Raw genomic sequence first — 13,001 nt, 5'->3', positions numbered from 1 at the left:
CTGTCCGGTGATCGTATTAGCGTGTGCGCATGGTGACGATCGCTCAGTTCAGTGACATCCACATCGGTCAGGACCACGAAGGCGACTTTGGCGCCCGCGCGTACCGGCGGGCCGAGCAGGTGATGGCGTACCTCAACGCCCTGCCCGGCCCGCTGGACGCCGTGCTGGTCACCGGCGACCTCGCCGACCACGGCCTGTCGGCGGAGTACGAGCAGGTCGCCAAGGTGCTGGCCTCCCGCCACCCGGTGCTCACCTGTCCGGGCAACCACGACCGGCGCGAGGCCTACCGGGAGGTGCTGCTCGGCGAGGCGCCCACCGCGGGACCGGTCAACCGGCGGCACGAACTGCCGGGCGCCGACCTCCTGATGCTCGACTCCTCGATCCCCGGCCGCGACGACGGCCTGCTCGACGACGAGACGCTGGCCTGGCTGGACGCCCGCCTCGCCGACGGCCGCCAGGAGCTGCCCGCGCTGGTGGCCTTCCACCACCCGCCCGCCGAGCTGCACCTGCCGTACGTCGACCCGATCCGCCAGTTCGGCGAGGAGCGCCTCACCGAGGTGCTGGCCCGCCACCCCCGGGTCGCCGCCCTGCTCTGCGGCCACGCCCACACGGGCGCGGCCACCACGCTCGCCGGGCTGCCGGTGCTGGTGGCCCCCGGCGTGGTCTCCACCGTCTCGCTGGCCTGCGAGGGCACGGCCGACGTCACCTTCGACCAGCCGCCGATGCTCGTCCTCCACGTCCTGGACGACGCGGGCCGGCTCACCACCCACTTCCGGGCCGTCGTCCCGGCCTGACGCCGGTCACCGCCCGCCGCCCGCGAGCGGCCCGGGCCGTACGGCTACGCGGTCGGCACCCGCGGCTGACGCGGCGGACCTCCCGCCACCGGGCCGCGCGGTGCCGGGCCTCCGGGTGGCGTTCCGCCGGGCGGCGGCGGCCCGGCCGGGCGGGGGAGCGGCCGCGGCCCGGAGGGCGCCCGGCTGCCCGCCATCGGCGACGCCGAGTTCGGCCCGCGCATCCGCTGGGCGGCGACCTGGCGCGAGATCATGATCTCCAGCAGGCACCACGCCGAGCCGAACACCCCGAGCCCCATCGCCATCAGTGCGGGTGTCAGCAGCCAGCTGCCCGCGAACGAGGCCAGCGTCGCGACCAGCAGGCCGACCAGGGTGAAGGCCAGGCAGAGCACCGCCCGGACGGCGGCGGTCCGCACCTCGTCGGGCAGACGGCGGCGACGGCGTGCGACGGACATCGGGCGACCCCCAGCGCGGTCGACGGTGGCAGGCGTGCGGGATGGGCGCACGAAACGCGCCCCCGGAGGACACTCTGCCCTGCCACACCCGGACTATGCGCCCGAATTCACCGAACTGCCGTCAAATCGTCTGATCTGTGCCGGAAAGCCCCGTCGGGGCCTCGGGCCGGCCCAGCTGCTGGTCGAGCTCCTCCAGCGCCCCCGCCACGATCGTCCGCATCGCCTGCTCGGCGTGTGCGGCGTCCCCCGCGCAGATCGCCTCCGCGACCTCGCGGTGCAGCCGGATCGCGTACGGCTCCGGCTGATGAGGCATCAGATCGTACTCGGTGCGGCCCGTCAGCACCGCCCCGACGGTGTCCCCGAGGTGGGCGAACATCTCGTTGCCGGAAGCCCGCAGCACCGTGGCGTGGAAGGCGATGTCGTGCTGGAGGAAGGTCTCCAGGTCGGCGGCGCGTGCCGTCATCGTCAACTCGACCGCCAGTGCGCTGAGTTGACGCCGCTCGTCGTCGCTGGCGTGCCGTGCGGCCAGGGCGGCCGCGGCCGGCTCCACGGCGACCCGCAGTGAGCCGAGCGAACGCAGCTGCGCCGGCCGGTCGCTGCCCGCCAGCCGCCAGCGGATCACCAGCGGGTCGAAGACGTCCCAGTCGGACTTCGGCTGGACGGTGATGCCGACCCGGCGGCGGGGCGCCACCATGCGCATCCCCTCCAGGATCCGCACCGCCTCGCGGACCACCGTCCGCGACACCCCGAACCGCTCCTCCAGTTCCTCGGTGCGCAGCACCGCGCCCACGGGAACCTCCCCGGACGCGATGGCCGGTCCGAGCTCGGCAAGCAGTCGGCCGGGCAGCCCCTGGATCTCCATCCGCCCAGCCTAGACGTCACCCGTCGCCCCGTGCCGCGCGCCCCTCGCCCCGCGGCCCGGGTCCGGCCGTTCGGCTGCAGGGGTCCGGTGGGTCGCCCGCTTGGGTCCGGTCCCCGCCGCCCGCGGGTACTGCGGGCTGCCCGCCCGGGTCCGGCCCCGCCGCCCCCAGGATCAAAAGTATGACGATTTGGTTTCCGTCACTTGAATACATCATATCTTTGGGGCGATAGTGGCGGCCTGGCAACGAAGGAGCACCACCCATGGCTCTCAGCGTCGAGAACCACGACACCCCCGGACCCACCACCCCCGGCCCCCTCACGGTCGTGGTGATGGGTGTCTCCGGTGTCGGCAAGACCACCCTGGCCCGCCTCCTGGCCGACCGCCTCGGCCTGCCCTACGCCGAGGCGGACGACTTCCATCCGCCCGCCAACATCGCCAAGATGTCGGCCGGCATCCCGCTGGACGACGAGGACCGCGCCCCCTGGCTGCACGCCCTCGGCGGCTGGCTCGAGGAGCGGACCGAAGCCGGCACCGGCGGCGTGGTCACCTGCTCGGCGCTGAAGCGCCGCTACCGCGACACCCTGCGCGCGGCCTGCCCGGGTGCCTTCTTCCTGCACCTCAGCGGTGGTCACGAGCTGGTCGAGGACCGGCTCGCCCGCCGCGCCGGCCACTTCATGCCGCCGTCGCTGCTCGACTCGCAGTACGCCGCCCTGGAACCCCTCGGAGCGGACGAGCGCGGCGCCGTCCTGGACGTCGGCCCGTCCCCCGACCAACTCGTCGAGATGGCCGTGGCACTGCTGCGGCCCGTCAATGGAGACCTCGCGTGATGTCCCCCACCCTCGTGCTCGCGGCCGCCCCACCGGCCCTGCCGCACATCGGCAGCGATTCCCGGCTGCTGTTCGCGGTGCTGCTCAGCATCGGCGCCATCGTGCTGCTGATCACCAGACTGAAGCTGCACCCGTTCCTCGCCCTGACCATAGGTTCGGGTCTGCTGGCCGCCGTCGCGGGAGCTCCGTTCGACAAGCTGCTCTCCAGCTTCTCGACGGGCTTCGGAGCCACGGTCGCCGGCGTCGGCCTGCTGATCGGCCTGGGCGCGATGCTCGGCAAGCTGCTCGCCGACTCCGGCGGGGCGAACATCATCGCGGACACCGTGCTGTCCCGTTCCGGTCCCCGGGCGCTGCCGTGGGCGATGGCCCTGATCGCGGCCGTCCTCGGCCTGCCGCTGTTCTTCGAGGTCGGCGTCGTCCTGCTGATCCCGATCGTCCTGCTGGTCGCCCGCCGCGGCAACGTCCCGCTGATGCGGATCGGCATCCCCGCGCTGGCCGGTCTCTCGGTGCTGCACGGGCTCGTCCCGCCGCACCCGGGCCCGCTGGTGGCCGTCGACGCGCTGAAGGCCGACCTCGGCGTCACCCTGGCGCTCGGCCTGCTGATCGCGGTGCCGACCCTGATCATCGCCGGCCCGCTGTTCTCCCGGGTCGCCGAGCGCTGGGTCGGTCCGCTGGCGATCCCGGCGACCACCACCCCGGTGGAGACCGAGAAGCCCGAGCGGACCCCGTCCTTCGGTGCCGTGCTGGCGACCATCCTGCTGCCGGTCGTGCTGATGCTCGGCAAGGCGCTGGCCGACGTCGTGATCGACGACCCGAAGGCGATGCCGCAGCGGGTGTTCGACTTCATCGGCTCGCCGCTGATCGCCCTGCTCGCCGCGACGCTGCTGGGCATGCTGACGCTCGGCCGGGCGGCCGGATTCTCGAAGGACCGGATCGCCGACACCGTGGGCAGGTCGCTCGGCCCGATCGCGGGCATCGTCTTCATCGTCGGTGCGGGCGGCGGTTTCAAGCAGACCCTGATCGACGTCGGCGTCGGCAGCGCGGTCAGCGAGTGGGCGGGCAAGTGGCACATCTCGGCGCTGCTGCTCGGCTGGCTGATCGCCGTCCTGATCCGGCTGGCCACCGGCTCGGCCACCGTCGCCACCATCACCGCCGCGGGCATCGTGGCCCCGCTGGCCGCCGACATGTCGTCGACCCACGCGGCCCTGCTGGTGCTGGCGATCGGCGCGGGCTCGCTCTTCTTCTCGCACGTCAACGACGCCGGCTTCTGGCTGGTGAAGGAGTACTTCGGGATGAGCGTCGGCCAGACCGTGAAGTCCTGGTCGATGATGGAGACGGTGATCTCGGTGGTCGCCATCGCCCTGATCATGCCGCTCAGCCTGGTCATCTGACCGCGGCACCGCCTGTTCGCGGCCCCGGCCCGCCGCCACGTCGGCCGGTCACGGCACCGCCACACGCCCCGGAGGGCGGCACCCGTACGCAACGGGTGCCGCCCTCCGGGGCGTTCGCGACCGGTGGGGGCGCGGGGCTCAGCCCAGCAGCCCGCCCAGGACCGCCGTGGTCGCCGCCAGCAGCTCCTCCGCCGCCGGCCCGCCTGCCGCGGTCCGGGCCAGCAGGCCCTCCCGGGCGGCCAGGATCACCGCGGCGGCCTGCCCGGCCCCCGCGCCCGGCGGAACCAGCCCGGGCAGGGCCCGCTCCAGGACGGCCGCCAGCGCCGCGGACACCTCCCGGTCGTGCTCCGCGACGCGTTCGGCCAGGCCCGGTGTCCGGGCGGCCAGCAGCCGGAACTCCAGGAAGAGCAGGATCCAGCCGGTCTCGGCCGGCTCCACCCGCAGCAGCGCCTCGACCAGCCGCCGGGCGCGCTCCTGCGGTGCCAGTGCCGCGGCGGCCGCCGCCAGCCGGTCCAGCTCGTCGATCCGGCCCGCCGCCTGCTCGTCGAAGAGCGCCAGCAGCAGGTCCTCCTTGGTGGCGAAGTTCGAGTAGAACGCGCCGCGGGTGTAGCCGGCGGTGCCGCAGATGTCCTCGATGCTGGTCCGCCCGTACCCGGCGGTCAGGAACAGTTCGCTCGCGGCCGCGAGGATCCGCGCCCGGGTGTGGACGCGTCGGCGCGGGGGTCTGGGGGAGCCGTCTCCGGCCGGGGGTGGATTCACAACATCACGATACATGGTGTATTCAATACATGTCGTATTGAACTCTGCTTCCGGGGGAACCTCGCCATGAGCCGACTGCTGATCACCCGTGCCCACCTGCTCCACCCCGAGACCGGCACCCGTACCGACGCCGGGTGGATCGAGGTCGCCGACGGCCGCATCGCCGCCACCGGCACCGGCCGGCCGCCCATGCCCGGCGACGGCGTCCGGGTGATCGACGCCCCGGGGGCCACCGTGCTGCCCGGCCTGATCGACGCCCACGTCCACCTGCTGGTGACCACCCTCGACCTCCAGGCCGTGGCGAACATGACCCCGGGCTACCTCACCGTGCGGGCCCTCGCCGAGGCCGGCCGGATGCTGCGCCGCGGCTTCACCACCGTCCGGGACGTCGGCGGCGCCGACCACGGCATGGCCCGCGCACTCGACGAGGGCCTGGTGCCCGGCCCCCGGCTGATCCACGGCGGCAAGGCGCTCTCCCAGACCGGCGGCCACGGCGACCTGCGCCCGCTCGGCGAGGACGCGCCGCCCTGCTGCGACTCCCGCCCGAACTTCGCCCGGATCGCCGACGGCGTGGACGCCGTCCGTGCCGCCGCCCGCGACGAGTTCCGCAAGGGCGCCGCCCACCTCAAGGTGCTGCTCTCCGGCGGTGTCGCCTCGCCGCACGACGAGATCGCCGCCGTCCAGTACAGCGAGGAGGAGATCCGCGCCGCCGTCGAGGAGGCGGAGAACCACAACCGCTACGTCACCGTGCACGCCTACCACCCGCGCGCCATCGCCCGGGCACTGCGGGCCGGCGTGCGCTGCGTCGAGCACGGCAACCTGATCGACGACGAGACGCTCGCGCTGCTGGTGGAGAAGGACGCCTTCCTGGTGCCGACCCTGGTCGCGTACGAGCAGACGGCGAAGCTCGGCGCCCGCTCCGGCCTGCCCGAGTCCTCGCAGCGCAAGCTGGCCGAGGTCCGTGACGCCGGGCTGTCGGCCCTCGAACGCGCCCACCGCGCGGGCGCCAACCTGGTCTACGGCAGCGACCTGCTCGGGCCGCTGCACCCGGCTCAGCTGGAGGAGTTCCGGCTCCGCGCGGAGGTGCAGCCGGCCGCCGACGTGATCCGCTCGGCGACCAGTACCGCGGCGCGGCTGCTCGGGATGGAGGGGCTGCTCGGCACCCTCGCGCCCGGCGCCCACGCCGACCTGCTGCTCGTGGACGGCGATCCGCTGGCCGACCTCGGGGTGCTGACGGCCCCGGAGCGCCACCTGAAGTACGTGGTCAAGGCCGGCGTGGTGGTCTGACCCGGGCGGTGGTCCGGTCGGCGCCGGTCCGGAGAGGCGCCGTCCCGGAGGCCTCGACGGGGCGGGCGGACGCGAACGGGCGGGCGGACGCGAACGGGCGGGCGGACGCGATCCGGCGGACCGTCGAACGCGAACGGGCGGGCGCTCCCGGAGGAACGCCCGCCCGTCGCCGGGGGGTTCGAGCAGGGGACTACTTCAGCAGGACCCGCCAGCCGGCGTCGCCCGCCCGCCCGTCCAGGCGGAGCGTGAGCTCCTTCACCTGGCCGGTGTCGTGGAAGCTGAGCCGCACGGTCTGCCGGTCGGCCGGGTCGTCGCCGAAGTCGGCGGTGACCGGCCCCCTGGCACCCTGCTGGTACTCGCCGACCCAGGCGGCCGCGGCGGCCCGGTGCTCGGCGGCCGAGCCGTCCGAGGAGGCCAGCTTCTCCAGCCGCCCCCCGGCGCCGTCGGCGAGCCGCCAGACGACCTGCTGGACGACGTCCAGCGTCCCGGTCACCGGGTAGCCCGTCACCCGCAGGTGCGGATGGCCGGCGTAGTCACTCGCGTACGCGAGCTCGGCGTCCGAGGCACCGCTGGAGCACCCCGCCGCCAGGGCGGCCGAGAGCACGGCCGCCAGCGTGGCCGCGACCGGCCGCCCCGGCGCCATCAGTTGGACCCGAGCGGGCGGACGACGACGAACCACTCGATCGGGTCGCCCTTCTGCCGGTAGTACGACAGGACCTCGTTCAGGGTGGTGACACCCGTCCGGCCGTGCTGGCGGAGCTCCATCGAGGCGCCCCAGCTGACCACCACCGCGGCGTGGTTGATCCGGGACTCCTTCTTCCACTTGAAGAACACGATGTCACCGGGCCGGGCCTCGGAGGTCCACCGGAGCCAGGTCGAGTACCGGTGATTGAGCAGGTGCCGGTGCAGGTTGGCCGCGCCGGCCCAGGTGTAGCTCCGGTTGATGTGCCAGCCGAACATCCAGTAGTCGTTGGTCCACCAGGCGCTGTCGAAGGTCTTGAAACCGTACCGGACCTTCATACCGCCGCCGTAGTACAGCGCCTTGGACACGAAGTTGGTGCAGTCCTGCGGGAACTCCTTGGGAATGTTGACGTTGTTCCGGGCCCAGTTCGCCGTGCCGTTGTAGTTGTACCCGGCCTGGACGGCGCCGGCGGCCTGCTGCGCCGGCTGGACCGGGAAGCCGTTGGCGTCCAGCGGGATCGCCTTCTGGCCGTCCGCCGGGTCGGGCTGGGCGGCGTCCGCGACCTCGACCTGGGCCTGCGCCGCGGCGGAGGAGGAGAGCTTCTGCTGCGCCGCGACGTCGTCGGCCTCGGAGGCGAGCACCACCGTCGGGCCGACGGTGAACTCGAACCGCGCCGGGCCGGAGCTCTCGCTCGGGGAGTCCACGCCGTTGGACCGGATCATCACCGAGTCCTTGACGGTGGCCCGCACCACGACCTTGCCGGCCGTCTGCTGGTCGACGACGACGTCCGTCAGCGTGACGGCGGCCGCGGTGTACAGCTGGTTCTGGGTGGCGAGCGCCTCGCGGTTGGCGACCAGCGAGGCCTCCTGGGTGGCCAGCAGATCGACGAAGACGGTGCCGTGCGCGGCCTCGGCGGCGGCGTCCGGCGCGGTGAACCCGCTCTTCATCTTCACCTTGTTGCGGGCCTCCAGGTACTCCTGGACGAAGCCGCGGTACTGGTCCGGTCCGCCGGCCGCGGGGGTGCCCTGGACCAGCGCCGAGGCGACCGGGGCGGCGCTGCCGTAGCTGTTCCGGGCGGTGACCACCGCGCGGTACGAGCGGGCGTTGTCCAGGCCGGTGAAGACGGCCCGGACGTCGGCCGTGGCGAGCTCCTTGACGAGCGTGCCGTCGGAGGTCTCGACCCGGACGGTGTAGCCGATCTCGCCGACCGAGCCGCGGTCGGTCGGGGCGTTCCAGCCGACGACCAGCCCGGCGTCGCCGCCGGTCACGGTGACCAGCTCGGCCGCGCCCGGCGCGGTCGGTGCCAGGTAGTCCAGGGTCAGCCTCGGCCGCTGCGCGGGGTCGGCGGCGGTGGCCGACCGGTAGCGGGCGGCGCCGGTCCAGCCGGCCGGCGGGCGCAGGGCCAGCCCGTAGGCCTCGCCCTTCTCGATCCAGGAGCCGGCCAGGGCGGCCAGGTCGGTCTCGGAGAGCTTGGCGGCGGAGGCGAAGCTCTCCGGGCCGGCGGCCGTGTTCAGCGCGGCGCCGCCGTTGGCGGGTGCCCAGGCCGAGCCGAGCTGGAAGACGTCCACGGCGGCCTCGTCACAACCGGGGCTGCCGGCCGTGCAGTCGGAGCGGGTCAGCTCCAGCCTCGCGCCGATCACGCGGGATCCGGCCGGGACGGCCGTCAGGTCCGGCTTGAGCCAGCTGCTCCAGCTGCTGCCGTCGACCGTGCCGATCCGCAGCTCGGCCGGGTCCGCGGCCGGGCAGGCGCCGGTGTCGCAGCCGCCGCCGGCGGTGGCCGTCGAGGCGTCGGTGAGGGCGGGGCCGGTGAGGACCACGGTGGTCGGCGCCGGCGGGACCGGCGGTGCCTGCACCTGGACGGTCAGCGGCTGGTCGGCGCTCCAGGCGGAGCAGCCGACGGCGGCGCAGGCGCGTGCCGCCCAGGTGTAGCTGCCGCCGTCGGCCAGCGCGCCGGAGGGCACCTGGACGGAGGCCCGGTTGCCGCTGTCCACCCAGACGGGCGCGAGCACGGTCGGCAGCGGCTGGCCGTTCTGGGCCTTGAGCGCGAACTCGGTGCGCACGCGCCCCTGGTTGGGGTTGGTCACCAGGGCCGACAGGACGGGGGTGAGCGTCTGCTGGGCGCCGCTCTGCAGTGCGGTCGGTACGTCCGGCAGCGGGCTGACGCTGAAGGTGGACCAGGCGGACCAGCCCAGGTTGTAGTGCAGCCCGTCGTAGGGGGACGTCCGGAACCGGTAGGTGTGCCCGTACTGGAGCAGGCCTGCCGGGACGGTGACCTCGGCCGGGGTGCCGCTGGCCACGTAGCCGGAGACGTTGACGTTGCCGACCTGGGCGCCGGAGATGGCGTCCACCAGCTGGAAGGTGCCGGTCACCTTGTCCCCGTCGGGGTCGACGAAGGTGTCCCGGAGCACCGGGGTGGTGGTGTCCACCCGCCAGGTGCCGGTGCCGTCCTGCAGGAACGGCGGGCCGGCCTGCTGCTTGGTGCCGGTGCGCGGGCGGTAGTTGTAGTTCACCGTCAGCTTCGGCACGTTGGTGGCGGCATTGGCGGAGTTCACCTCCTTCCAGAACTTCGTGCTGGTCTCGTCGGGGGCGCGCAGACCCATGCCCGAGGTGCTGTTCTTCGCCGAGGCCCAGCCCTGCACCATGGTGGTGACGTCGGCGTTGATCCACCCGTCGCCGCCGCAGGCGTCCCGGCCCCTGGTCTCGGTGGACGTGGCCCGCTTGGTGCCCCAGGCCGGCTGGGCGGTCCACCGGGAGGCGGTGGAGGCCAGGCCGGTGTCGTAGACGTCCCAGGCGTAGTTCAGGCAGTCGCTGTTGCCGGAGTGGAAGTTGTACAGCGACAGGGTGGCGCCGGAGACCAGCGCGTCGGCGATCGAGGCGGTGTTCCAGTTGATGAAGGAACGGGCCTCGCGGGAGCTGCCGTCGGCGTTCTTGGTGCCGGGGTTGCCCCAGTAGATCTCGGTGTCGGCCGACCAGTCGACCGTCTCGCCCTTCTGGACGCGGGTGTCGAAGGCGTTGCCGAGCCCGGCGGTGGCCGGGTCGACGGTCACCGGGTACGTGGTGGCCGGGTCGTCGAGGAACGCGGCGTCCGGGGTGAAGACCAGGTCGACGTCGTCGCCGCGCTGGACGACCCTGAGGTCGACCTTGGCCTGCCGCGGGTGCTCGCTGGAGCCGGGCGCCGTGGTGGCGTCCCAGGCGACGGGGGCCGGCAGGACGGCGCGCTTGCGGCCGTTCTTCCGGTCGGTGAACAGGACGCTGCCGTCGGCCTGGGGGACCGCCTTCAGGCCCTTGGCCTTGAACGGCATGGTGTACGAGTAGCCGGCCTGGCCCGGGCGCCGGTTGAGCGTCACGTACTGCTCGAAGCCGGTGCGGGTGGCCTCGACGACCAGGTCGCCGGCGCCGTCGCCGATGGCGTCGCGGTAGGTGGCGCGCGGGCCGTTCAGCTCGGGCTTGGGCAGGCCGCCCTTCCACTGGAGGGCCAGCTCGTCGTCGCCGGAGCCGAGCGAGACCAGCGTACGGGCCGCGTCCGCGCCGGCCTGCGACTCCTGGAGCGAGCGGGGGCGCTTGCCGCCGGCGCCCGCCAGCTTCATGGCATTGGGGTGCCCGGCCGGGGCGACCGAGCCGTCGGCGGCGGCCTTCAGGGTGAGGTCGACGTCGGCCCAGTGGCCGTCGCGCAGGAACCGCACCGGGCCGGCCGAGAGCTCGGTGGTGAGGGTGCCGTCCGGGTTGACCCAGGTGGTCGACACCTCGCTGCGTTCGGACACCGCCTCGATGCGCTTGCCGGTCGTGCGGGCGGCCACCTTGGCGGCGGCGATGCTGCCGGTCGGGTCGGTGGCGGCCACCGTCGGGGGCTTGCCGGGGGAGGGCTTGGGCTGTGGCCTGGCCGCGAAGGCGACCTGCGACCCGCCCGCCAGCGTCAGCGCCAGCGTGAGGGCCAGCGGGCCCGAGAGGGCCCGTCTTGAGACGTGCATTGCTGCTCCTTGACCCACTGTTGGTCAACAGTGATGGCCGGAGCATAGGGAAAACATTCCGTCAGATGATCATGGTAATTCGGGACAAAAATACCCAATGGCCGAAGATTTCCTAGGGAACTTGATGCGATTGTGACGCGCGGTATGCAAACGATCGCGGTGGTTCCGTCCGGGAATGCCGGAGGGCGGGCGCCCCCAGCCCTGGGGTGCCCGCCCTCCGAGTCCTGCGCGTCGGCGTCCGCCGGCCCGGCGCTTCGCCGGGCTGCGTCTACTTGGTCCCGCGCTTCGCCAGGAAGGCGTCGACCTCGGCGCGGATCTCCGGGGTGTCCAGGCCGCGTACGGTCATCGTGGTGCGGCGCCGCAGCACGTCGTCCGTGGTGTACGCCCACTCGTTGTCGGCGGCGTAGGCGACCTGCGCCCAGACGTCCGGACCGTCCGCGTGGATCGGCCGGCCCAGCTCCGGGTTCTCGTCGATCATGCGGGCGATCTCGAAGGAGAGCGTGCCGTAGTGGCTGGCCAGGTGCCTGGCGACCAGCGGCTCCATCCGGGAGCCGGGCTCACGGTCGATCAGCAGGCGGTGCGCGACGGCGTTCGGGGCGCCGACGCCGGGCAGCGGCACGGTCGGGGCGATCGGCGACATGTCCTCGCCGAGGCTGGTGCCGGGCACGTGGGCGAGCTTCTCCAGCACGGTGCGGCCGATGTGCCGGTAGGTGGTCCACTTGCCGCCGGCGACCGACAGCATGCCGCCCCGGCCCTCGGTGACGACGGTCTCGCGCTTGGCGGCGGCGGTGTCCCCGGGGCCGCCGGGCAGCACCCGCAGGCCGGCGAAGGCGTAGGTGATCAGGTCGCGGTCGAGGTGCTCGTCGCGGATGGCGTGCGCGGCCTCGCCCATGATCTGGTCGATGTCCGCGTCGGTGGCCCGGACGTCCTGCGGGTCGCCGGTGTACTCCTCGTCGGTGGTGCCGAGCAGGACGTGGTCCTCCCACGGGATGGCGAAGGAGACGCGGTACTTGTCGATCGGGATGGTCAGCGCGGCGCGCCACGGGGAGCGGCGCTTGACCACGACGTGCGCGCCCTTGGAGAGGCGGATCGACGGCGCGGCGCCGGCGTCCTCCATCCGGCGCAGGTGGTCGACCCAGGGGCCGGTGGCGTTGAGCACCAGGCGGGCGTCGACGCCGAACTCGGTGCCGTCAAGGCGGTCCTTCAGGTCGGCGCCGGTGACCCGGCCGCCGGTGAAGCGCAGGCCGGTGACCTCGGCGTGGTTGAGCACCACGGCGCCCGCGTCGACGGCGGCGCGCACCGTCATCACGGCGACGCGCGAGTCGTTCATCTGGTGGTCGCCGTAGACGGCCACCGAGCGCAGGCCCTCGGTGCGCAGCGCGGGCACCTGCTGGGCGGCGTGCGCGGCGGTGGAGACCCGGCCCATGCCGTCGCGGAAGGCGGAGAGCGCCGAGTAGAGGAAGACGCCGGCGCCGAGCTTGGGGGCGCTGTGCGGGCCGCCCTTGTAGACCGGCACGAAGAAGGTCAGCGGGTTGACCAGGTGCGGGGCGACGTCGGTGGCGAGCGCGCGGCGCTCCTTGTGGTTCTCGGCGACCAGCTTGACCGCGCCGGTCTGCAGGTAGCGCAGACCGCCGTGGACCAGCTTGGAGGAGGCGCTGGAGGTGGCACCGGCGAAGTCGCCGGCGTCGACCATGGCGACCTTGAGGCCCGCCTGGGAGGCGGTCCAGGCGACGGCCGTGCCGAGGATGCCGCCGCCGATCACCAGCAGGTCGTAGGTGGCCTTGCCCAGCAGCTCGCGGGTCTCGGCGCGGGAGGCGGTGCGGCCGGCGGTGCGCTCGGCACCCAGGGTCGGGATGGTTGCCATGGTGTGTGTACGGCGACGCGGGTCGGGCGGCGCCGTTACTCCTCTCGGTGTGCGGTGCGGCCCCTGCTGAGAGGCCGGTCGGCCCGGTGCGGCGGGCCGGTGAAACGTGGGCAAG

The 13,001-nt window shown here is 73.6% G+C and carries 10 protein-coding genes and 1 pseudogene; 4 read left to right on the top strand and 7 right to left on the bottom strand.

Annotation, left to right across the window (positions count from 1 at the left end; genetic code table 11):
• Window positions 1–29 precede the first annotated feature (29 nt).
• Window positions 30–794: a metallophosphoesterase gene (locus C2142_RS06560; RefSeq protein WP_148641514.1), complete on the top strand. Its 765-nt coding sequence runs from the start codon at window positions 30–32 to the stop codon at window positions 792–794.
• Window positions 795–838: 44 nt separating this feature from the next.
• Here the strand turns inward: C2142_RS06560 and C2142_RS06555 are convergent, their stop codons facing one another.
• A complete protein-coding gene (locus tag C2142_RS06555) occupies window positions 839–1,246 on the bottom strand; it encodes a hypothetical protein (RefSeq protein WP_148641513.1) in 408 nt (135 codons plus the stop codon).
• Between the two features lie 121 nt (window positions 1,247–1,367).
• The gene (locus tag C2142_RS06550) at window positions 1,368–2,108 is read right to left on the bottom strand and encodes an FCD domain-containing protein (RefSeq protein WP_148641512.1); all 741 of its coding nucleotides are present in this window, start codon (window positions 2,106–2,108) and stop codon (window positions 1,368–1,370) included.
• Window positions 2,109–2,368: 260 nt separating this feature from the next.
• On the opposite strand from C2142_RS06550, the gene C2142_RS06545 reads away from it, so the two are divergent.
• Both C2142_RS06545 and C2142_RS06540 read left to right on the top strand, forming a co-directional pair.
• Window positions 2,369–2,935, top strand: a complete 567-nt coding sequence (locus C2142_RS06545) for a gluconokinase (protein WP_148641511.1) — start codon at window positions 2,369–2,371, stop codon at window positions 2,933–2,935.
• A complete protein-coding gene (locus C2142_RS06540; protein WP_148641510.1) occupies window positions 2,935–4,326 on the top strand; it encodes a gluconate:H+ symporter in 1,392 nt (463 codons plus the stop codon). Before C2142_RS06545 ends, C2142_RS06540 begins: the two co-directional genes overlap by 1 nt.
• Before the next feature lie 138 nt (window positions 4,327–4,464).
• Here the strand turns inward: C2142_RS06540 and C2142_RS06535 are convergent, their stop codons facing one another.
• Entirely contained in the window at window positions 4,465–5,085 is a 621-nt protein-coding gene (locus C2142_RS06535; protein WP_162002420.1) for a TetR/AcrR family transcriptional regulator, read from the bottom strand.
• A 66-nt stretch (window positions 5,086–5,151) separates the two neighbouring features.
• On the opposite strand from C2142_RS06535, the gene C2142_RS06530 reads away from it, so the two are divergent.
• A complete protein-coding gene (locus C2142_RS06530; protein WP_148641508.1) occupies window positions 5,152–6,372 on the top strand; it encodes an amidohydrolase family protein in 1,221 nt (406 codons plus the stop codon).
• A gap of 190 nt (window positions 6,373–6,562) precedes the next feature.
• Here the strand turns inward: C2142_RS06530 and C2142_RS06525 are convergent, their stop codons facing one another.
• The 4 genes and pseudogenes from C2142_RS06525 to C2142_RS06515 form a co-directional block, all read right to left on the bottom strand.
• The gene (locus tag C2142_RS06525; RefSeq protein WP_148641507.1) at window positions 6,563–7,015 is read right to left on the bottom strand and encodes a hypothetical protein; all 453 of its coding nucleotides are present in this window, start codon (window positions 7,013–7,015) and stop codon (window positions 6,563–6,565) included.
• Window positions 7,015–7,776: an amidase domain-containing protein gene (locus C2142_RS39455; RefSeq protein WP_241003126.1), complete on the bottom strand. Its 762-nt coding sequence runs from the start codon at window positions 7,774–7,776 to the stop codon at window positions 7,015–7,017. The genes C2142_RS06525 and C2142_RS39455 overlap by 1 nt, the downstream gene beginning before the upstream one ends.
• Window positions 7,777–9,213: 1,437 nt before the next feature.
• Window positions 9,214–11,022: pseudogene (locus C2142_RS39450) on the bottom strand (DNRLRE domain-containing protein); the annotation flags it as partial.
• 268 nt (window positions 11,023–11,290) lie between these two features.
• Window positions 11,291–12,886 (bottom strand): glycerol-3-phosphate dehydrogenase/oxidase, encoded by a 1,596-nt coding sequence (locus tag C2142_RS06515; protein ID WP_148641505.1) that lies wholly within the window; start codon window positions 12,884–12,886, stop codon window positions 11,291–11,293.
• Between the last annotated feature and the right edge of the window lie 115 nt (window positions 12,887–13,001).

This window comes from Streptomyces sp. CB01881 (assembly GCF_002953255.1).
In the GTDB taxonomy this organism is placed as follows: Bacteria; Actinomycetota; Actinomycetes; order Streptomycetales; family Streptomycetaceae; genus Kitasatospora.
The sequence above is the reverse complement of the archived record's forward strand: the minus strand, read 5'-3'. Positions and strand labels throughout refer to the sequence as shown.